Genomic DNA, 22,257 nt, shown 5'->3' on the forward strand with positions numbered 1-22,257 from the left:
GCTCCGATTGCTTTTTATTGGGCAGGGCTGGATGGGGTGACCGCGATGTCGGCGCGCACGGCACGCACATCGAGGCTGATCTGGTATTCGGTGTATTGGCGCGCCGGCACGTTGATCACCGTGCGCCATTGCGCGCGGTCCAACTCGCGGTAACCCACCAGCAGGCCGATCTGGCGCGTGGACGGGTCGAGGTCGCGCTGGATGCTCAATTGCTGGCCGGGCTGCACCACCACTTCGTCCTGGTCCAGCAGGTCGAGGCCGAGGGTGGACTGGGCGCGGTCAGCCAGTGCGAAGTAATCGGAACGGGCGAAGGTAGCGGCGTTTTTCAGTTCGAAGATGCGCACCCGCACCGGGGCGGCCTGGCCGTTGGCGCCGGGGTTAAGGCCTTCGATGGCGTGGAAATGCAGCTCGATGGCCGCCGTGTTTGCCTCATCCTCGACGGGCGCTGCGGGTGCGGCGGCATCTTTGGCACACGCCGTCAGCAGCAGCATCGTGGCGACTGCGAGTAAAAACCTGGGAATCATCCTGCGTCCTCAATGACGTACTTAGCTTTCCGTTAATCCATGTACTGCGATGTTTAGCGACGCTGTCGTGCGCTGTGCTCTTCGTAGGCGCGGCTGAACTCGCGGCCGAACAGGTCCTGGAAATCTTCCTGGGCCTCGCGGGAAATATTGCTGTAGAGCTCGGTGAACTGCTGCCAGTACTGGGCCTGGCGTGAACCGTTGAAAATACTCGAGAGCCCGCCGGGCTTGCCCATACGCTCTTCCAACTGCGTCGGTTCAAAGCGCGTGAGCAGATGTTTGATCGCTGCTTCTACGCCAGCCATCACCGCCAGTTGGTGGGCACGCAGGTCGTTGAAACTGTCGCGCACGGCGGCATCCGGTGCCATAAACGCCTGGTTGCCGTGGCGCAGCAGAAGCAGTAACGCTTCGTCGGCGTTCGGCGCGAATTTCAACGGATTGTTTTCGGCAGGCTGGATCATCGTCTGCTGCATGCGGAACTCGCCCTTGAGGCTGGCGCGGGCGCGCAACACGTCGATCAGGCCGTCGACCATCAGGCGGTAGCTGCGGCCGATGTTTTCCATCTGCGCTTCAGCCTGGGCCTTGTCGAGGTTCAACTGCTCAAGGCCGGCGCCGCGCAGGAAGGCTTGCAGCAGGTCGGGTTGTGCCGGGTTGGCGACCGGCGCTTCGATCACGGGTGGCGGCTGCACGACTGGCGCAGGCGCTGGTGACGGCGGCGGCGGCGGTGGCGCGGGCGCGACCGGGGCGGGGGCGTCGCCAAACAGGTCCCAGTCTTCGGGAATCACCGCACCGGATACCACGGGCTTCTCCACGACAACCGGCGTCGGCGGACGGAAATCATGCTGCTCGGACGGCACATGATCGGCGACGGTCGGCGGCGGCACGGCGGTGGGGCTGAGGAAGTCGAACAGGTCCGGCAGGGTGTCCATCGACGAGGCGCCCTGGAACTGCGGCGCGATCACAGGCGCGGGCATCGGCGCAGGCTTGCTCGCCACCGCGCCCATCAGCGCTTCGAAACTGTTCGAGGAATCGCCGACAAACGGCTGACTGTCGACGGCCTGCACATTGAAGTCGATGCGGGCCTGGATCTCGTAATCGCCGATACGGATCAACTCACCATCTTGCAGCGGCTCGCTATTACCTCTGCGCAGACGGATGCCGGCGTTAACCAACTCCACACCATTTGTACTGTTATCGGTTAAATAATAACGGCCATCTTTGTATTGAATAACGCAATGCTGGGAAGACACCAGGCGCTCGGGGTCAGGCAATACCCAGTCATTATCCGCGCTGCGGCCAATAGCCATCACGCCCTGATGCATGGACTTTTCGGGGCATTGCCCAGGGGTAATCTTGTGATAACTAGTGATAGTCAAACACAGCGCCATCTTGCCTCCTTGCTGATACTTCCGCGCGCGGTCGATTCCCGGGGCAGCGGTTCCCGAGAAATCCCCTTCAGGTCGTGCAATCGACCATCAAAACCAGCCAATGCCAGCATGATCGCTGATCTTAACTGGGCTCCATGACAAAAATCCTATCCCGGTGCGCCGTTCGACCCATCAGTCGCGCAGGTTGTTAAACACCGCACATCTGTCACAGAGGGCGAATAGCTTACCTTGACAAGGCATAAGTACTACACCAAAAATGCACAACTTCTCGAATACCAGTGATGGCACAGTAGTGGCATCTTGCTTATATGACCGAGAAAACATGCAAAGTTCCCCGCGCAACTAATGCATGAATTGCCCGCCATCTAACGGGCTGATAGGGAGATCGAATTCAGTGGATGTGCCGTTGCTGCTCACCGCCGTTTCCGCGACTTCGCCGTGTGGTGAAGACATGGAATATGACGCAGACTTTCTTCAACTTGAGCGTGCCGCCAAGGGCCAACCCGAGCGCAGCATGGGCGACTCCATCCTGCCCGCTGAACCGCCGGAATGGCGCAGCATCCAGCAGCAAAGCCTGGACTTGCTGCAGCGCAGCAAAGACCTGCGCATCACCCATTTCCTGGTGCAAAGCAGCCTCGCCCTCCAGGGTGTGGCCGGGCTTGCCGAAGCCCTGTCGCTGATCAACGCACTGCTGCGTGACTACTGGGCCGACCTGCACCCGCGCCTGGATGCCGACGACGACAACGACCCCACCGTGCGCATCAACGCCCTCACCGGCCTGACCTGCGACACCAACATTCGCCTGCTGCGCGAAAGCATCCTCACGCGCTCGCGCACCTTCGGCCCGGTGAGCCTGCGCGCAGCGCTCAACGCCAGCGGCCTGCAAAACTTCGCCGATGAAACCCTCGGCACCCAGCAGCTCAACGCCGCCTTCCTCGACAGCGACCCCGAGCACCTGCAAGCTACCCGCGACGCCCTGAGTGCAGCGCGGGCGGCCTGCGAAGCCATCGAGCAGCAGGTCAACGAGCAGGTCGGTTCCGCCCAGGGCGTGGACCTCAGCGCCTTGAAGCAGCCGCTCAAGCAGGCGCTGCAAATACTCAATCAAGCGGTGCCCGGCACCGAAGGCAGCAGCGAGCCCGAGGCCGTCAGTGACGACAGTGCCCCCTCGGTCGAATACGCCGCCCCCGCAGCACCGCGCCCGGTGGGCGACATCGCCAGCCGCGATGATGTGCTGCGCAGCCTCGACAAGATCCTTGCGTACTACACCCGGCACGAGCCTTCGAGCCCGCTGCCGGTGCTGTTGAACCGGGCGAAGAATCTGGTGCACGCCGACTTCGCGGCCATCGTGCGCAATCTGATTCCCGACGGCATGTCCCAATTTGAAAACCTGCGTGGCCCGGACGGCGAGTAAACCGCCCGGCTGTGCAGTAACAACACCGTCGCTCAAGCGACCAGGAGCAGCAACGTGGCGAAGCAAAGTTCTCAGAAATTCATCGCGCGCAACCGCGCGCCTCGAGTGCAGATCGAGTACGACGTCGAGCTCTACGGCGCCGAGAAAAAGGTCCAGCTGCCCTTCGTGATGGGCGTGATGGCCGACCTCGCCGGCAAGCCCGCCGAGCCTCTGGCGCCCGTGGCCGACCGCAAGTTCCTTGAAGTGGACGTCGACAACTTCGACTCGCGCCTCAAGGCCATGCAACCGCGCGTGGCCTTCCACGTGCCGAATGAGCTGACCGGCGAAGGCAACCTGAGTCTGGACATCACCTTCGAAAGCATGGACGACTTCAGCCCGGCCGCCGTGGCCCGCAAGGTCGACTCGCTGAACCAACTGCTCGAAGCCCGCACCCAGCTGGCCAACCTGCTGACCTACATGGACGGCAAGACCGGCGCTGAAGAAATCATCATGAAGGCGATCAAGGACCCGGCACTGCTGCAAGCACTTGCCAGTGCGCCCAAGCCTGCAGGGGACCAGTAATCATGACTGACAATACCGCCCGCGAAGGCTCCCAGATCCTGGGCGCCACCGAAGAAGCCAGCGAGTTCGCGAACCTGCTGCTGCAAGAGTTCAAACCCAAGACCGAGCGTGCCCGCGAAGCCGTGGAAACCGCCGTGCGTACCCTGGCCGAACAGGCCCTGGCGCAGACTGACCTGGTGTCCAACGACGCGATCAAGTCGATTGAATCGATCATCGCCGCCATCGACGCCAAGCTCACCGCCCAGGTCAACCAGATCATCCACCACCAGGATTTCCAGCAGTTGGAAAGCGCCTGGCGTGGCCTGCACTATCTGGTCAACAACACCGAGAGCGATGAGCAGCTCAAGATCCGCGTGCTCAACATCTCCAAGCCGGACCTGCACAAGACCCTGAAGAAATTCAAGGGCACCGCGTGGGACCAGAGCCCGATCTTCAAGAAGATGTACGAAGAAGAATACGGCCAGTTCGGCGGCGAACCGTACGGCTGCCTGGTGGGCGACTACTACTTCGACCAGTCGCCGCCGGATGTCGAGCTGCTGGGCGAGCTGTCGAAAGTCTGCGCCGCCATGCACTCGCCGTTCATCGCTGCGGCTTCGCCGACCGTGATGGGCATGGGCTCGTGGCAGGAACTGTCGAACCCGCGCGACCTGACCAAGATCTTCACCACCCCGGAATACGCCGGCTGGCGCTCCCTGCGTGAATCGGAAGATGCGCGCTACATCGGCCTGACCATGCCGCGCTTCCTGGCGCGCCTGCCATACGGCGCCAAGACCGACCCGGTGGAAGCCTTCGCCTTCGAAGAAAACACCGACGGCGCCGACAGCTCCAAGTACACCTGGGCCAACGCCGCCTACGCGATGGCGGTGAACATCAACCGTTCGTTCAAGCACTACGGCTGGTGCTCGCGCATCCGTGGCGTGGAATCCGGCGGTGAAGTGGAAAACCTGCCAGCCCACACGTTCCCGACCGATGACGGTGGCGTGGACATGAAATGCCCGACCGAAATCGCCATCAGCGACCGCCGCGAAGCGGAACTGGCGAAGAACGGTTTCATGCCGCTGCTGCACAAGAAAAACACCGACTTTGCCGCCTTCATCGGCGCGCAATCGTTGCAGAAACCGGCCGAATACGACGACCCGGACGCCACCGCCAACGCCAACCTGGCCGCGCGCCTGCCGTACCTGTTCGCCACCTGCCGTTTCGCCCATTACTTGAAGTGCATCGTGCGCGACAAGATCGGCTCCTTCAAAGAGAAGGACGAGATGCAGCGTTGGTTGCAGGACTGGATCCTCAACTACGTGGACGGCGACCCGGCGCACTCCACCGAAACCACCAAGGCCCAGCATCCGTTGGCGGCTGCGGAAGTGATCGTGGAAGAAGTCGAAGGCAACCCGGGTTACTACAACTCGAAGTTTTACCTGCGCCCGCACTATCAGCTGGAAGGGCTGACCGTGTCGTTGCGCCTGGTTTCGAAGCTGCCGTCGGCAAAATCCGCCTAAGTAATTCGCTCGTCTGTGGGAGCGGGCTTATGTGGGAGCGGGCTTGCTCGCGAAGACGGTGGGTCAGTCGAAATATCTTTGGCTGATACACCGCTTTCGCGAGCAAGCCCGCTCCCACACAAAGCCACTTCCAAACAAAACAAATTTCGTGGCTTGGGCCACACAGGGAGAAAACATGGCTGTTGATATTTTCATCAAGATCGGCGACATCAAGGGCGAGTCCATGGACAAGGCCCACAAGGACGAAATCGACGTGCTGAACTGGAGCTGGGGCATGGCCCAGTCCGGCAACATGCACGTTGGCGGTGGCGGCGGCGCGGGCAAGGTGAATATCCAGGACCTGTCGCTGACCAAGTACGTCGACAAGGCTTCGCCGAACCTGATGATGCACTGCGCCAGCGGCAAGCACATCGACAAGGTCAAGCTGACCGTGCGCAAGGCCGGTGGTGAAAGCCAGGTCGAGTACATGGTGATCAACCTGGAAGAAGTGCTGGTCACGTCCCTGAGCACTGGCGGTTCGGGCTCCGATGATCGCCTGACCGAGAACGTCACCCTGAACTTCGCCCAAGTGATGGTCGACTACCAGCCGCAGAAAGCCGACGGCACCAAAGACGGCGGCGCGATCAAGTTTGGCTGGAACATCCGTTCCAACACCAAGCGCTGATAGTTCTGGTGGCCGTGGCTTGCCGCCACGGCCCCAGCATTTTTGTTCCTCTCGCAACCCGTCCGTGGAGCTGCTTTGGTGGTAACTGAAATCGCTTCCCGCGACCGTCTGCAACCGTCCCTGCTGGACAGGTTGACCGACGACGACCCAACCAACCCCAAGGAAAGCGCCGACAAACGCGTGCTGTCCCTGACCCAATTGAAAGCCTCGGTTTTGCGTGACCTGGCGTGGCTGCTCAACACCACGTCGTTGCTCGATGCCGATGCCACGCTGCACACCCCGGCCGGTACGTCGGTGGTCAACTACGGCCTGCCGGCATTGGCTGGCAACAGTGTTTCCGGCGTCGACATCAAGGCCCTGGAAGCCTTGATCTACCAGGCGATCGCCACCTTCGAGCCACGCATTCTGCGTCACACCCTGCGCGTCAAAGCCCGCGTCGGCCACGGCGAGATGAACCACAACGCCCTGAGTTTCGAGATCGAAGGCGACCTGTGGGCGCAGCCGGTGCCGTTGCGCCTGTTGCTGCAAACCGACCTCGACCTGGAATCCGGCCACGTGCGCGTGGTGAATGCCGACCAGCGGAGACGCCCATGAACCCGCGCCTGCTGGAGCTGTACAACCAGGAACTGCACCACGTGCGCGAAAGCGCCGCCGAGTTCGCCAAGGAATACCCGAAGATCGCCAGTCGGCTGACCCTGTCCGGCATGGACTGCGCCGACCCGTACGTCGAACGCTTGCTCGAAGGCTTTGCCTACCTGACTGCCCGCGTGCAGCTCAAGCTCGACGCCGAGTACCCGACCTTCACCCACAACCTGCTGGAAATCGCCTACCCGCACTACCTGGCGCCGACGCCGTCGATGACCGTGGTGCAATTGCAGACCGACCCGGACGAAGGCTCGCTGGCCAGCGGCTTCCTGCTGCCGCGCGACACCGTCCTGCGCGCCGCATTGGGCCGCGAAACCCAGACCTGCTGCGAGTACCGCACCGCGCACCCCGTGACGTTGTGGCCGTTGCAGGTGGCCAATGCCGAATACTTCGGCAACCCCGCCGCCGTGCTCGGGCGCCTGGCGGCCAGCGAGCCGAAAGCCAAGGCCGGCCTGCGCCTGACCTTGCGCACCGGCGCCGAATTGCTGTTCAACAGTCTCGACCTCGACACCTTGCCGCTGTACCTCAGTGGCGCCGATGAGCAACCGTTCCGCCTTTACGAGCAACTGCTGGGCAACGCCTGCGCGGTATTTGCGCGCAAGCCCGGCGGCGATTGGGTCGAACGCCTGCCGCAGGACGCGTTGCGCTCCCGGGGCTTTGACGACGCCGACGCCGCCATGCCGGTGGTGGCGCGCGCGTTCCAGGGCTATCGCCTGTTGCAGGAATACTTCGCCCTGCCCCACCGTTTCCTGTTCGTCGAATTCGCCGAGCTGGGCCGTGCGATCAAACGCTGCGACGGCCAGGAGCTGGAGTTGATCGTGCTGTTCGACCGCCACGAGCCGAGCCTGGAAGGCAGCGTCGGCGCGGCGCAGTTCCTGCCGTTCTGCACGCCGGCAATCAACCTGTTTCCCAAGCGCGTGGACCGTATCCACTTGTCCGACCGCGTCAACGAACACCATGTGATCGCCGACCGTACGCGGCCGATGGATTTCGAGATTCACTCGCTCAGCGGCCTGACGGGCCATGGCACCGGGCCGGAACAGCCGTTCTTGCCGTTCTACGCGGTGCGCGATCCGTCGCGTTACGGCCGCGACCAGGCGTATTACACGGTGCGCCGCGAGCCACGGGTGCTGTCCAGCGACCAGCGTCGCAACGGGCCGCGCTCGACCTATGTGGGCAGCGAAACCTTTGTCAGCCTGGTCGACAGCCGCCAAGCGCCGTACGGCCACGACCTGCGCCAACTCGGCGTGACCGCCCTGTGCACCAACCGCGACCTGCCGTTGTTCATGAGCGTGGGCAACGGCAAGACCGACTTCACCCTGGCCGACAGCGCCCCGGTGCTGGCCGTGCGCTGCGTCGCCGGCCCGAGCCGCCCACGGGCCAGCCATGCGCATGATGCCAAGGCCTGGCGCCTGATCAGCCAGCTTTCGCTCAATTACCTTTCCCTGAGCGAACAGGGCCAGGGGGCCGGTGCCTTGCGCGAACTGCTGCGCCTGTACGGCGACAGCAACGACGCCGCGCTGCAATTGCAGATCGAAGGCCTGCGCGAGGTCAGCAGCAAAGCCGTGACCCGGCGCCTGCCGATGCCCGGCCCGATTGTGTTTGGCCGCGGCCTGGAGATCACCCTGGAGTTCGACGAAAACGCGTTTCGCGGCACCGGCGTGTTCCTGCTTGGTGCGGTGCTGGAACGCTTCCTGGCGCGCTACGTGTCGATCAACAGCTTTACCGAGACGGTGATCCGCACCACGGAGCGCGGCGAGATCATGCGCTGGAAAGCCAAGCCCGGGCGGCGGCCAACCCTGTGAAGACCCTGGATGCGATGCATCAGGAACCCTGGGAATACGATTTTTTCCAGGCGCTGCGGCGTATCGAGTGCGAATCGCCAGAGTTGCCGCGCCTGGGCCATTCCCTGCGCCTGGCGGACGACCCGCTGCGCCTTGGCCAACGGGCCGATTGCACCTTCGCCCCGGCCACCCTGGCCTCGGTCGATCCGGGTGGCGACGGCAAACCGGCGCGCCTGGAGCAGTTCTTCTTTGGCCTTGGCGGCCCCAACGGCCCGCTGCCGCTGCACATCACCGAGTACGTGCGCGAGCGCCAGCGCAACAACGCCGACAGCACCAGCAAACAGTTTCTGGACGTGTTCCACCACCGCCTGCTCAGCCTGTTTTACCGGGCCTGGGCCGAGGCGCGGCCGACGGTCAGCCACGACCGCCCGCACGACGATTACTGGTCCGCCCGCCTCGCCGCCCTGAGCGGTCGCGGCATGCCGAGCCTGCTCGATCAGGGCCTGATCCCCGACACGGCGAAGCTGCACTACAGCGGCCACCTGTCGGCGCAAACCCGCTACCCGGACGGTTTGAAGGCGATCCTCGGCGAGTATTTCGGCCTGCCGGTGACGATCGAAGAGTACGTCGGCCAATGGCTGGAACTGCCCGAACGCAGCCGCGTCGGGGTCAGCGCCAACCGCCTGGGCGTGGATTTTTGCCTGGGCAGCCACGTGTGGGACCGCCAGCATAAATTCCGCATCCGCCTCGGCCCGCTCAGCCTCGACGACTACATGGGCATGCTGCCCGGCCAACAGCCGTTCAACGAGCTGGTGGCGTGGGTGGCCGAGTACCTGGGGCATGAATTGGACTGGGACTTGAACCTGGTCCTGCAACAACCCGAAGTCCCGGCGCTGCAACTCAATGGCCGGTTCCGCCTGGGCTTCAACACCTGGCTCGGCAAACCCGAGCAAGACGCCAACGACCTAATCCTGGCCCGGCATTACGCCGATCACGCCACCACCTCAAGGAATCCAGAGCATGGGTGAAATCAGTCGCGCCGCACTGTTCGGCAAACTCAACAGCGTGGCCTACAAGGCCATCGAAGCCGCCACGGTGTTCTGCAAATTACGCGGTAACCCGTATGTGGAACTGGCCCACTGGTTCCACCAGTTGCTGCAACTGCAGGACTCGGACCTGCACCGCATCATCCGCCAATTCAACGTCGAGCCGGCGCGCCTGGCCCGTGACCTCACCGAAGCGCTGGACCGCCTGCCCCGTGGCTCGACGTCGATCACCGACCTGTCGTCCCATGTGGAGGAAGCCGTTGAGCGCGGCTGGGTCTACGGCAGCCTGATGTTCGGCGAAAGCCAGGTGCGCACCGGCTACCTGGTGCTGGGCATCTTGAAGACGCCGAGCCTGCGCCATGCACTGCTGGGCCTGTCGTCGGAGTTCGACAAGATCAAGGCCGAAGCCCTGAGCGAACGTTTTGACGAATACGTCGGCGACTCGCCGGAAAATGCCTTGAGCGCCAGCGACGGTTTCAACGCCGGGGTTCCGGGCGAAGCAAGCGGCGCCATGGCGCCGAGTGCCATGGGCAAGCAGGAAGCCCTCAAGCGCTTCACCGTCGACCTCACCGAACAGGCGCGCAGCGGCAAGCTCGACCCGATCGTGGGTCGCGATGAAGAGATCCGCCAACTGGTGGACATCCTCATGCGTCGCCGCCAGAACAACCCGATCCTCACCGGCGAAGCGGGCGTGGGCAAGACCGCCGTGGTCGAAGGCTTCGCCCTGCGCATCGTCGCCGGTGACGTGCCGCCAGCGCTGAAAGACGTGGAACTGCGCAGCCTCGACGTCGGCCTGTTGCAAGCCGGTGCGAGCATGAAAGGTGAGTTCGAACAGCGCCTGCGCCAAGTCATCGAAGATGTGCAGGCGTCGCCCAAGCCGATCATCCTGTTTATCGACGAAGCCCACACCCTGGTGGGTGCCGGTGGCGCCGCCGGCACGGGTGACGCGGCCAACCTGCTCAAGCCAGCGCTGGCCCGTGGCACCTTGCGCACCGTGGCCGCGACCACCTGGGCCGAGTACAAAAAACACATCGAGAAAGACCCGGCCCTGACCCGTCGCTTCCAGGTGGTGCAAGTTGCCGAACCTTCGGAAGACAAGGCCCTGCTGATGATGCGCGGCGTGGCCTCGACCATGGAGAAGCACCATCAGGTGCAGATCCTCGACGAGGCGTTGGAAGCTTCGGTGAAGCTGTCCCACCGCTACATCCCCGCGCGCCAACTGCCGGACAAATCCGTCAGCCTGCTGGACACCGCCTGCGCCCGCGTCGCCATCAGCCTGCATGCGGTGCCAGCGGAAGTGGACGACAGCCGCCGGCGTATCGAAGCGCTGGAAACCGAGCTGCAGATCATCGCCCGCGAGCATGCCATCGGCATTGCGATTGGCGCGCGCCAGAGCAATACCGAAGCCCTGTTAAGCGCCGAGCGTGAGCGTCTCGCCACCCTGGAAAGCCGCTGGGCCGAAGAAAAGGCCCTGGTGGACGAACTGCTCGCCACCCGCGCGACCCTGCGCGAGACCGTCGGCGCGGTGGACAGCGGCAACGATGCGTTGCGCGCTCAACTGGTCGACCTGCAACAGCGCCTCAGCGCCCTGCAAGGCGAAACCCCGCTGATCCTGCCGACCGTGGATTACCAGGCCGTGGCCTCGGTGGTCGCTGACTGGACCGGCATCCCGGTGGGCCGCATGGCACGCAACGAACTGGAGACGGTGCTCAACCTCGACCAGCACCTGAAAAAACGCATCATCGGCCAGGACCATGCCTTGCAGATGATCGCCAAGCGCATCCAGACCTCCCGCGCCGGCCTCGACAACCCGAGCAAGCCGATTGGCGTGTTCATGCTGGCGGGCACCTCCGGCGTGGGCAAGACCGAAACCGCCCTGGCCCTGGCCGAAGCCATGTACGGCGGCGAGCAGAACGTGATCACCATCAACATGAGCGAGTTCCAGGAAGCCCACACGGTGTCGACCCTCAAGGGCGCACCGCCGGGTTACATCGGCTATGGCGAAGGCGGCGTGCTGACCGAAGCCGTGCGGCGCAAGCCCTACAGCGTGGTGCTGTTGGACGAGGTGGAAAAAGCCCACCCGGACGTGCATGAAATCTTCTTCCAGGTGTTCGACAAGGGCGTGATGGAAGACGGCGAAGGCCGCGTGATCGACTTCAAGAACACCCTGATCCTGCTCACCACCAACGCCGGCACCGAGCTGATTTCCCACGTGTGCAAAGACCCGGCGAACCTGCCGGAGCCGGAAGAGATCGCCAAAGCCCTGCGCCAGCCACTGCTGGAGATTTTCCCGCCGGCGCTGCTGGGGCGCCTGGTGACGATTCCGTACTACCCGCTCAGCGACGAGATGCTCAAGGCGATCACCCGCCTGCAACTGGGCCGCATCAAGAAGCGTGTGGAGAGTACGCACAAGGTGGCGTTCGATTACGACGACGCGGTGGTCGATCTGATCGTCTCGCGTTGCACCGAGACCGAAAGCGGCGGGCGCATGATCGATACGATCCTGACCAACAGCCTGCTGCCGGACATGAGCCGTGAATTCCTCACGCGCATGCTCGAAGGCAAGGCGTTGGCGGGTGTGCGGATCAGCAGCCGGGATAACGAATTGCACTACCAGTTCAACGATTGACCTGAAGAAATGCGGGAAAAACTGTGGGAGCGGGCTTGCTCGCGAAAGCGGTGTGTCAGTTGACACAACCGGCGACTGATTCACTGCCTTCGCGAGCAAGCCCGCTCCCACATTTTGATGCGGTTTCGTCAGACATAACGACATTTACGGGTTAACCGATGCTTTTTAACCAAGCCTCACGCCTGGCCAAAATCACCAGCCCCCTCGGGCCGGATGTGCTGCTGCTCAACGGAATGGGCGGCGGTGAGGAGTTGGGCCGGCTGTTCAACTATGAGCTGCAACTGACGTCCCTGGACGCCAACATCGACCTCAACCAGCTGCTCGGCAAGCCCATGAGCGTGGGCGTGCAATTGGCGGACGGCGGTGAGCGGCATTTCCACGGCATCGTTGCGCGGTGCAGCCAGGACATCGACCAGGGCCAGTTCGCCAGTTACCAAGTGGTGTTGCGCCCATGGTTCTGGCTGCTGACCCGCACCTCGGACTGCCGGATTTTCCAGAACCTGAGCATCCCGCAGATCATCAAGCAGGTGTTTCGCGACCTGGGTTTTTCCGATTTCGAAGACGCCCTGAGCCGGCCGTATCGCGAGTGGGAATACTGCGTGCAGTACCGCGAGACCAGCTTCGATTTCGTCAGCCGCCTGATGGAACAGGAAGGCATCTACTACTTCTTCCGCCACGAGCAGGACCGTCACGTGCTCGTGCTGGCCGACGCCTATGGCGCGCACACCACGGTGCCGGGCTACGCGTCGATTCCGTATTACCCCAAGGACGAGCAGCAGCGCGAACGCGACCATATGTACAACTGGCACCTGGCGCAGGAGGTGCAGCCCGGTTCGCTGGAGCTCAACGACTACGACTTCCAGCGCCCCAGCGCGAGCATCGAGGTGCGCTCGGCGATGCCGCGTCCGCACACTGCCGGTGATTACCCGCTGTACGACTACCCCGGCACCTACGTGCAAAGCCAGGACGGCGAACACTATGCGCGCACCCGCATCGAAGCCCTGCAAACCCTGCACGAGCAGATCGAATTCAGCGGCAATGCGCGGGGCCTGGGCTCCGGGCATTTGTTCAGCCTCACCGGCTTCAGCCGCCAGGACCAGAACCGCGAATACCTGATCGTCGGCGTCCGCTACCACATCACCCAGGAGAGCCTGGAAAGTGGCGGCGGCTCGGGCGAGGCGCAGTTCAGCAGCAGCCTGACCTGCATCGATGCCCAGCAAAGCTTCCGCCCACTGGCGAGCACCTACCGGCCCATCGTCAAAGGCCCGCAGACCGCGTTGGTGGTCGGGCCCAAGGGCGAAGAAATCTGGACCGACCAGTACGGCCGGGTGAAGGTGCACTTCTACTGGGACCGTCACGACCAATCCAACGAGAACAGCTCGTGCTGGATTCGCGTGTCGCAATCCTGGGCCGGCAAGAACTGGGGTTCGATGCAGATCCCGCGGATCGGCCAGGAAGTGATTGTGAGTTTTCTGGAAGGTGATCCCGACCGGCCGATCATCACCGGGCGGGTGTACAACGCTGAGCAGACGGTGCCTTACGACTTGCCGCAGAACGCCACGCAAAGCGGCATGAAAAGCCGCTCCAGCAAGGGTGGCACGCCGGCCAACTTCAATGAAATCCGCATGGAGGACAAGAAGGGGCTGGAGCAGTTGTACATCCACGCCGAGCGCAATCAGGACATCGTGGTGGAGGTGGATGAGAGCCACTCGGTGGGGCATGACCGTAACAAGAGCATCGGCCACAACGAGACGGTGACCATCGGCAACAACCGCCTGCGTATCGTCAAGCAGGAAGACATCCTCTCGGTGGGCCAGCGCAAGACCGACAGCATCAGCCAGAGCTACGTCATTGAAGTGGGCGAAAACCTGCGCCTGGTGTGCGGTGAAAGCATCCTGGAGTTGAACGCCAGCGGGCAGATCAACCTCACGGGCGTGCAGATCAGCTTCTACGCCAGCGGCGATGCCGAGTTCAACACCGGCGGCGTGCTGCACCTGAACAACGGCGGCGGCCCCGGCGCAACACCCGATGGCCAGGGCGTGAAAGCCAGCATCGACGCCAATATCAAAGCCGCGTTCCCAACGCCCAAAAGCTCCTGACGAGGCCTGTTTGCGATGACGTACCGAATCAACGAATTCCAGTTCCAACTACCGGCCGCCGAGTTGCAGGACGCCACGATCAATATCCTCAAGTTCCCTGAACTGGGCACTTCCCTGATCATCAGTCGCAGCCTCTTGGCCGAGGACGAAACCCTGCACAGCAACTTCGCCGACCAGCTCAAGCGCCTGGAACAACAGGTGCAGGATTTGCGCTGCCAGCCGAGCACAGTCGTGCGTTTGGGCGCGGCTCAAGAGATCGAAGGCATCGAGTTGCGCAGCCAGTTCAACAAGGGCAATGACAAGGTGTTCCAGTACCAATTGGCGCTGGTGTTGCCGGGCACGCGCAAGATGCTCGCGTTGAGCTATGTGAAAGCCGAAAAGCTCGGCGATGCCGAGGCCGCGCATTGGGCCTTGATCAAGCAATCGCTGTCGTTCGAGGCCCATTGATGAGCCGCCTGCATGGCTGACGCGCTATGGGCGGCCCGCATGGGCGACGCGCTTGCCCACACGTCGATGATGGCCGACATCCTCGGCGGTGTGCTGGAGGTGGCGGCCAATATTGCGATCACCGCCGTGGCGACCGCAGCGGTGGTGGCCGCCACCGGCATCACCGTGGCCACTGGCGGGCTTGGCTGCTTCCTGCTGGGCGCGGTGGTGGGCACGATTGTCGGGCTGGCCATGAGCAAGACGGGGGCGGACAAAGGCCTGTCGAATTTATGCGAGAGCTTTAGCAACGCCCTGTTTCCGCCCACGGTGCAGGCGAACATTCTCACCGGTTCCACCAACACCCTGACCAATAACATCCCCGCCGCCCGCGCTGCCGGGGCGATCAGCTCCCACGTCGCGCCGGCCGGTACCGAGCTGGAAGAACCCGCACCAGAGCCCGGTTACCTGGACATGGCCGAGAGTTTCTTCTCACAGATGTGGCGCCCGACGGTCGCTACGCCAGCGCCAGGCGCGGTGCCCAAACCGCTGGACCTGGTGGTGTGCATGAAGCACCCGCCGATGCCGCCGCAGTTTCTGGCCGAGGGCTCGGACAAGGTCACGGTCAACGGTCAGCCGGCGGTGCGCAGCGGTGATCGCAGTACGTGCGATGCGACGGTGGTGGGTTCGGGGCTGATCTCGTCCAACGTGACCATTGGCGGCGGTTCGGTGGTGGTGCGCGAGATTCGCAGCGGCAAGACGCCGGGCGTCGGGCTGGCGGTGACGGCGTTGTTGATGCTCAAAGGTGGCAAGGGCAAGTTCTTCAGCAAGCTGCCGTGCATGCTGATCAGCGGCGCGACGTCGATGGCCGTCAGCAGCGCGATGGGGGCGATGGCGAATGCGGCGATGGGTTCGTCGAACCCGGTGCATGCTGCCACGGGCGCGAAAGTGCTGGGTGATGTCGAGGAGCTGGATTTTGTGCTGCCCGGCATCCTGCCGATTGCCTGGCAACGGTTCTACAACAGCCGCGATGAACGCTCGGGCAGCTTGTTGGGTGCTGGCTGGAGCGTGGCTTACGAAGTGTGCGTCGACATTCGCCCCCATCCTGAGGGTGGCGAAACGCTGATCTACACCGACGAGCAGGGCCGAGCAATCGACATGGGCTCGATTGCTTTGGGCGGCGCGGTATTCAGCGCCGGTGAAGGGCTCGCGGTGCGCCGCCACCTCAATGGGCAGTTGCTGATTGAAAGCGACGATGGTTTGTACCGCTTGTTCGAGCCTACGGCCAACCCGTCGCGGCTGCGCCTGAGCCAACTGGGTGATCGTAACGACAACCGTATCTACATCGACTACGACGAAGCCGGGCGCTTGGTGCGGCTGCGCGATACGTTCGATCTGGTGCAGGTTGAGCTGGTTCGCGAGCAGGGCCAATTGGCGCGCATCGAGCGCTTGTATCCCGATCAGCGTCGTGAAGTGCTGGTCAGCTACGGCTATGACATGGCCGGGAGCCTGGCGCAAGTAAGCGACGCGACCGGCCAGGTGCAACGGCGTTTTGCCTACGACAACGGCCGCCGGATGGTCGAGCATCAACTGCCGACCGGGTTACGGTGTTTTTACGAATGGGCGTTGGTTGAAAACCTGGAATGGCGTGTGGTCCGGCATTGGACCGATGAAGGCGACACTTACCAGTTCGACTATGACTTGCAGGCCGGCCTCACGCGCATCACCGACGGTTTGCAGCGGGTCAGCACCCGCCTGTGGAACACGCAGCACCAGATCATCCAGTACAGCGACAACCTCGGCCAGACCTGGCTGTTCGAGTGGAACGACGAACGCCAATTGCTCAGCGCCACCGACCCGCAGGGCGGGCGTTATGAATACAGCTATGACGAAGCCGGTAATCTGATCGGCGAGAGTGACCCGTTGGGGCGCAGCGATTCGACGTTGTGGCTGGAGCATTGGGCCTTGCCGGTATCGGTGACCGACTGCGAGGGCAACACCTGGCGTTCACGTTACGACGCACGGGGTAACTGTACCGTCGAGACCGACCCGCTAGGGCATGTCACGAGGTATCGCTACGATAGTCACGGGCAACCGGTAGAGATCATCGACGCCACCGGCAAAAGCAAACGGCTACGCTGGAATCCGTTCGGCCAGCTCATTGAACACATTGACTGCTCCGGTTACCCGACGCGCTTCAGCTACGACGAGAGAGGTTATTTACAGGTCATCATTGATGCACTGGGTGAGCGCACCTCGTTTGTACACGACGCCCAAGGCCGAGTGCTGAGTACTCAACTTCCAGATGGGCGTACTGAATATTTCCAACGCGACGGCAGCGGCCAACTGGTTGCACATACCGACTTTGCCGGCCACTCCACACACTATCAGCGCAACCGTAAGGGGCAGGTCCGCGAGCGCGTCGATGCGCACGGCCGACAGGTCAGTTTTGCCTATGACAGCTATGGCCGCCTGCGTACGTTGACCAACGAAAACGGTGAACAATACCGTTTCGAATGGGACGCCAATGATCGTGTCTCCGAGCAACAGGATCTGGATGGCAGTATCCGCCGCTATGACTACGACGCACTGAACAACATTTCACGCATGGAGGCGGTTGCAGCACCAGTCGGCAGTGGCCTGGCAGTAGTAACGGCGGTGCCCGAACCATCCATCGTGCATGACTTTGAACGCGACGCGGCGGGACGAATGGTGGTCAAAGTCACCGATGACGGGCGTACGGAATACAGTTACGACTTACTGGACCAGCTCAAAGCTGTCACGTTTACCCATAAGACAGGCCAACAACACACCGTCAGCTTCACTTATGACGCCCTTGGGCAGACCGTCGAAGAAAAAACCAGGGCAGGTGTTTTACAACATTGCTACGACGAGTTGGGAAACCTCAACCAGACTCGCTTACCCGACGGGCGCTGGCTCAATCGGTTGTACTACGGCAGCGGTCACCTCCATCAGATAAACCTCGATGGACGGGTTATCAGCGACTTTGAGCGCGACCGCTTACACCGCGAAGTCCTGCGTACTCAGGGGCACCTGAGTACACGCCAGCGTTATGATCGCTGCGGCCGATTGCGCTCGCGCGAACGCGGCCATATCAGCCGGGCATCGGTACTCCCTGACGCAGTACTCAAACAGTTCGAGTATGACCCCGCCGATAACTTGGTGGGCAAGCTTGAGCAACGGCCCGGCGGTCAGCACAGCCAGTTGCTGCATTACGATGCAACCGACCGAATAATCGCCAGCCAGGACAATGTTGCAGCACGACACGAAACCTATTCCTATGACGCCGCTGCCAACCTGCTCGATGGCCCACAGGCTGGCGCCGGACTGGTTGTACACAACAAGCTCCTGACATACCAAGACAAACGCTATCGCTACGACGGTTTCGGCCGCATGGTCGAGAAGCGAAGTGCCCAACGCGGCGTCCAGCGATTCGCCTATGACGCTGAACATCGCTTGATTGAGGTACGAAATGAACAGGGCACGCAGCGATCAGTCGTCCGCATGTCCTACGACCCTCTTGGCCGACGAACATCCAAAACAACCCACGACGCAAATGGCCATTTACTGAGTGAAACTCGCTTCACATGGGATGGGCTGCGGTTGGTGCAAGAGCACAAACATGCGCAGACCAGTCTTTATATCTACGGTGACGAAGGTCACGAACCCCTGGCCAGGGTTGACGGGACAGGCGCCCAGCAAAAAGTGCGCTATTACCACAATGACATGAACGGGCTGCCCGAGTTGCTTTCGGAAGCAGAAGGCCAGACAGTCTGGCAAGCCAGCTATCAGGTCTGGGGAAACACCGTTCGAGAAACGCGTGAGCCTTACTACATTGAAGAGCAGAACCTGCGGTTCCAGGGGCAGTATCTGGATCGGGAAACTGGCCTGCATCACAACATTTTCCGCTTCTACGATCCGGATATCGGCCGCTTCACTACGCCTGACCCCATTGGCCTCGCCGGGGGGCTGAATCTTTATCTGTATTCAACGAATCCGCTGACGTGGATCGACCCCTACGGCCTGAACCCGAAGGATTTGGTACGGTACAAGCCCAAAGATTCCGTGACACCCAAGGCTGGTGGTCGTGGCACAGCCATCAATCGGGCTTGGGGAGAAGAGCGGGAGCTTGTGACCCGCGGTGGCGGCTCAAGAGACTGGGCGGACCATGAGCGTGAGTTGATCAAAAATACCAAGAGCAACGCACGCTTGAATTCTTTGATGTCCAAAGCAGGCTACACCGGCCACCACATCAACAGCGTCGAAGGTAACGGTGCATTGGGCAAAGCCTGGAAAGGTGACCCAAGGAACATTGTGTTCTTGCAAAACGCGAACCATCCAAGTGGCATTGACGAACACTTGAACAGCCCGCAAGGGCACAGGAAGAATTACGCCAACGCAGGCAAAGGCCGATTGATCGACCGAGCCAGAACACCCGCTACAAAACCCGGCTGCGGTAAATAGGTTTCCATTGGAGAAGAACATGAGCGCCCTCGATAACGCCTTTAAAGAATTGCGCCGCATCCACAAGAAATTTGACATCGAAGGGAGCTTCGAAAAAAACGGCCAGGCAAACGGCAAATGGCCACAAACCCTGCCTCGCTCCTCTGAGACGGACTACTTTTACGACTTTTGCGAGCCTGTCGATGTAGAAATCGAAACAGGTTTGACCCCCATCCGCTTTTTCAGCTTGGACGCATTGGAAGATGGTCAGGTCGGTTACAAGTGGGCAGGCGAATCCAGCAAGACTGAGTTGAATGGAAATTGGCCGGCACAACATCTGGTTTTCATGGATGACATCGGTGGTGGCAAGCCGGTTATCGCAGTTACCGATATTCCAGGCACACCCGTATTGGCGAGTTACGATGCCATGGCGCCTTTCAAGATTGCCGACTCTCTTGCGGATTTTCTGCTGGCCTTCGCCAAGACTGTCGAGATCGTCCATGGAAAATTCGACATTTTTGATATCTACAACGACGACGATGAGCTCTCCAGCAAATTCGTTAAGCTACTCAACAAGGAAGTCGGCCCGTTACTGGGCGAGGAAAATTACCAACGCTTTTTTGACTACTTCTACGGCTGAGTCAGGTCAGACCCCACAAAAAAGGCACAGCCCAGTCGGCGTGGGACAAGCGTCCTGACCGTCCATGGTCATTCGCGACATCAGATGTTGGCGGGGACGAAGTCGGGCCCACCCAGTTTGTCCCGAACCACCAGCGCAGTACGCATCAACGGCCCCCACAGGCCGTTCTGGCTATTCCAGCCAGCGCCCGCCCAGCGGGTATCGCCGACAAGGGCAGCCTTGTTGCGTTCCAGCTGCTTCTGCAGGGCCACTGCCACGGCACCCATGTCGACCTCGAACAGGTCGGCATACAGACCATCGGGGTTCGTGCGCTTTTTGCTCAGGCAAAAACGGTAGTACCACACCCACACTGCCGCCGCGTAAATCGCCCGATTTCGATCAGGGTAAGTCGCGAGGATTTTAAGCAAGGCCGCGACGAAGCCGCCTGGGAATTGCGGGTCGCGGGTCTCTTGCCAATAGCGCACCACCAACAGATCGAACGCTGCGACCACATTCTGTGGCTCGTCGTTGTCGCTCTTGGCTTCTTGAAAGTAGAACGGTTCGCCCACCAGGAACTTATCCAGGTCGTTATTCGCCAGGGCAAGCAGCAGCACATTATCTAAATTGGCACTCATTGGATTCTCACTACATCGGGGTTCGCGAGCAGGAAATTGATGTCGTTGCCGTGTGGAATGCCCACATTGTCCAGCACCGCCTCACGCATCCCGCCAGGATGGGTCACGCCACCGGGGCGCCAGAGTGAGTTGGCTCCGCGTTCATTACCGGTTGGCATGACGACCTTGGGATTGTTCAGGTCCATCATATAAATTTCTTTGCCGGTAAAGGTGCCAGGGTCATAACCCAGGGCCTTTTCCAGGACCGCAAGGTCGCCGGTCTTTTTGAATTCGCCGACAACGCCGTGCAGGTCCGACTTCGCCATGACGTACTTGGACGGACTGAATGTTGTGTACATCGGGTTGGCGATATCATCCGGCGTGAAGAGGAACGCCCCCCCTTCATCCTGAAACACCTTGAGGTGCTTGGAGATATAAGAACCCTCAAGATAGTCGGCAGGATTCGGTCGACTGTACTGGGGAATCGCCATGATGTCGTCTTGGGTATAACCCGGCTTGAACCGCACCTTGGGGGTCGTGCCGATTTTTGCCATTTTCGGCCCAAGCCCCAGAAGCGCCATGCCGGCAACCCCTTGCAGCAAGTCCCGATAGCCTGGGCCCAAACGATCCCCCAGGTCGCCCAGCAACGCCATACCGCCCATCACCGCGCCGCCGATTACCACGAACCCGGCCAGGGCAGCCAGCCCGGCCATCGCCGCCAGGATCGCAGCGCCACCCATGGCCAGGATGCCCAAGGCTTCAAACCCGGTATGCATCCAGCCCTCGATATCCAGCACAAAGGCGACCGAGACGGTTGGCCCACCGATAAAGGTATTGGGGCTGCCACTCTTGATATGGGCACCGCACACCATTTTGCTGTGCAGGCGTGCTGCCGGCTTGCCGTTGATAAACACGGTGGCACTGCCTTCGGCGATCAAAACCGGGAAGGGCCAAACCGGGTGATTCATCGGCAGCCCAGTGCAGGAGGAGGCAATATCCTCACCGGCGCGCATCGCATTGAGGCCGTTGATATAGACGTTGAAACTGCCCGCCACCAGTGCCCCTGTCGTGGGCTCGGGCAGGTTGAAAATGGTACTCAAGCCCTTGACGACCTGGAACATCGACAGCCCACCCGCCGCGACTGAGCCGGCCATGATTGCCACTGCCAGTCCACCCGTGGCAACTGTCGCTGCGATCACCGCGGCACCGATCAATGCACCTGCGACTGCGCCCGCCAGCATTGCAGCGACGCCGAATCCGTGGGCTATTTCATCACCCAAGCGGGCTGCTGCTTGCGCATCCATTGCGTGTATCTACCGTATGGGTTAAACCGCTGCCGTGTGCGAATCAGGCGCCAGACACAAGGGGCTTCAGGCTGCTCATGGCGATTTTCCAGGCCGTCTCGTGAGACGCCAGGTCACCCGGCGTGGTCGTCAGTGTGGTAATCAGCACGGCCGGTTTTCGCTCAATAAACATCTGGCGCAACATCAGCTCGCGCCCTTCCCGCTTCCAGGTGTAATCCACCAGTGTGGCGGCATGTCCATGCAGCACCGTGTCCCAGCGCTGGATCAACTTGAACTCCGGCAATTGCTGCTCGGCGCTTTGCACTTGCTTGTCGATGTAATCCGCGAAGGTCGCATCACCTTGGGAGGCATCACGACTGATGACAAAGCTGGCTTCCTTGGCGCTGCCAACAGCTGGCAGCTTGAAGATATTGATACTCTGGTCCTGCCAGGTATCAGGGATTTCGAGGTCTGCTTCTTGAATTCTGTAGAGGGTCACAGTGATCGCTTTCCATGGACATGAGTGACTCGGGAAGGCGCAAATAGTCGAGTAATGCTTCACAACAATCAAGCCGAGGGCGATACCCTGACCCGGTCCCACAAAAAA

Annotated in this window: 17 protein-coding genes; 12 read left to right on the forward strand and 5 right to left on the reverse strand. The window is 61.5% G+C overall.

What is annotated here, in order from left to right; all coding sequences use genetic code 11:
- Positions 1 to 14 precede the first annotated feature (14 nt).
- Positions 15 to 524, reverse strand: coding sequence for a type VI secretion system lipoprotein TssJ (gene tssJ / locus IB241_RS08760; protein WP_192298031.1), 510 nt, complete (start codon positions 522 to 524; stop codon positions 15 to 17).
- Between the two features lie 53 nt (positions 525 to 577).
- A complete protein-coding gene (tagH, locus tag IB241_RS08765; protein WP_192298032.1) occupies positions 578 to 1,909 on the reverse strand; it encodes a type VI secretion system-associated FHA domain protein TagH in 1,332 nt (443 codons plus the stop codon).
- 394 nt (positions 1,910 to 2,303) lie between these two features.
- On the opposite strand from tagH, the gene tssA reads away from it, so the two are divergent.
- The 12 genes from tssA (at position 2,304) to IB241_RS08825 (ending at position 19,774) form a co-directional block, all read left to right on the forward strand.
- Complete coding sequence (gene tssA / locus IB241_RS08770) at positions 2,304 to 3,320, forward strand: type VI secretion system protein TssA (RefSeq protein WP_192298033.1); 1,017 nt, start codon at positions 2,304 to 2,306, stop codon at positions 3,318 to 3,320.
- 54 nt (positions 3,321 to 3,374) lie between these two features.
- A complete protein-coding gene (gene tssB / locus IB241_RS08775) occupies positions 3,375 to 3,881 on the forward strand; it encodes a type VI secretion system contractile sheath small subunit (RefSeq protein ID WP_010207547.1) in 507 nt (168 codons plus the stop codon).
- Positions 3,882 to 3,883: 2 nt separating this feature from the next.
- On the forward strand, positions 3,884 to 5,380 hold the full coding sequence (tssC, locus tag IB241_RS08780; RefSeq protein WP_122485224.1) for a type VI secretion system contractile sheath large subunit: 1,497 nt from the start codon (positions 3,884 to 3,886) through the stop codon (positions 5,378 to 5,380).
- A gap of 175 nt (positions 5,381 to 5,555) precedes the next feature.
- Entirely contained in the window at positions 5,556 to 6,044 is a 489-nt protein-coding gene (locus IB241_RS08785) for an Hcp family type VI secretion system effector (protein WP_017735732.1), read from the forward strand.
- A 78-nt stretch (positions 6,045 to 6,122) separates the two neighbouring features.
- Entirely contained in the window at positions 6,123 to 6,638 is a 516-nt protein-coding gene (tssE, locus tag IB241_RS08790) for a type VI secretion system baseplate subunit TssE (protein WP_192298034.1), read from the forward strand.
- Positions 6,635 to 8,494, forward strand: coding sequence for a type VI secretion system baseplate subunit TssF (gene tssF, locus IB241_RS08795; protein WP_192298035.1), 1,860 nt, complete (start codon positions 6,635 to 6,637; stop codon positions 8,492 to 8,494). Before tssE ends, tssF begins: the two co-directional genes overlap by 4 nt.
- Positions 8,458 to 9,501 (forward strand): type VI secretion system baseplate subunit TssG, encoded by a 1,044-nt coding sequence (gene tssG, locus IB241_RS08800; protein ID WP_192298246.1) that lies wholly within the window; start codon positions 8,458 to 8,460, stop codon positions 9,499 to 9,501. The genes tssF and tssG overlap by 37 nt, the downstream gene beginning before the upstream one ends.
- Positions 9,494 to 12,148: a type VI secretion system ATPase TssH gene (tssH, locus tag IB241_RS08805; RefSeq protein WP_192298036.1), complete on the forward strand. Its 2,655-nt coding sequence runs from the start codon at positions 9,494 to 9,496 to the stop codon at positions 12,146 to 12,148. Before tssG ends, tssH begins: the two co-directional genes overlap by 8 nt.
- Before the next feature lie 158 nt (positions 12,149 to 12,306).
- On the forward strand, positions 12,307 to 14,247 hold the full coding sequence (locus IB241_RS08810; protein WP_192298037.1) for a type VI secretion system Vgr family protein: 1,941 nt from the start codon (positions 12,307 to 12,309) through the stop codon (positions 14,245 to 14,247).
- A gap of 15 nt (positions 14,248 to 14,262) precedes the next feature.
- Complete coding sequence (locus tag IB241_RS08815; protein ID WP_192298038.1) at positions 14,263 to 14,694, forward strand: DcrB-related protein; 432 nt, start codon at positions 14,263 to 14,265, stop codon at positions 14,692 to 14,694.
- 12 nt (positions 14,695 to 14,706) lie between these two features.
- On the forward strand, positions 14,707 to 19,155 hold the full coding sequence (locus IB241_RS08820; protein WP_225595363.1) for an RHS repeat-associated core domain-containing protein: 4,449 nt from the start codon (positions 14,707 to 14,709) through the stop codon (positions 19,153 to 19,155).
- Between the two features lie 19 nt (positions 19,156 to 19,174).
- On the forward strand, positions 19,175 to 19,774 hold the full coding sequence (locus IB241_RS08825) for a hypothetical protein (RefSeq protein WP_192298039.1): 600 nt from the start codon (positions 19,175 to 19,177) through the stop codon (positions 19,772 to 19,774).
- 80 nt (positions 19,775 to 19,854) lie between these two features.
- On the opposite strand, the gene IB241_RS08830 is transcribed toward IB241_RS08825, so the two are convergent.
- Genes IB241_RS08830 through IB241_RS08840 form a run of 3 tightly spaced genes read right to left on the reverse strand, consistent with a single transcriptional unit; the run spans position 19,855 to position 22,149 of the window.
- A complete protein-coding gene (locus IB241_RS08830) occupies positions 19,855 to 20,388 on the reverse strand; it encodes a hypothetical protein (RefSeq protein ID WP_192298040.1) in 534 nt (177 codons plus the stop codon).
- The gene (locus IB241_RS08835; protein WP_192298041.1) at positions 20,385 to 21,671 is read right to left on the reverse strand and encodes a PAAR domain-containing protein; all 1,287 of its coding nucleotides are present in this window, start codon (positions 21,669 to 21,671) and stop codon (positions 20,385 to 20,387) included. Before IB241_RS08835 ends, IB241_RS08830 begins: the two co-directional genes overlap by 4 nt.
- A gap of 43 nt (positions 21,672 to 21,714) precedes the next feature.
- Positions 21,715 to 22,149 carry a DUF1795 domain-containing protein gene (locus IB241_RS08840; RefSeq protein ID WP_192298042.1) on the reverse strand — a complete coding sequence of 145 codons (435 nt, stop codon included), beginning with the start codon at positions 22,147 to 22,149 and terminating at the stop codon, positions 21,715 to 21,717.
- Between the last annotated feature and the right edge of the window lie 108 nt (positions 22,150 to 22,257).

The organism is Pseudomonas sp. PDM05, assembly GCF_014851685.1.
GTDB lineage: Bacteria > Pseudomonadota > Gammaproteobacteria > Pseudomonadales > Pseudomonadaceae > Aquipseudomonas.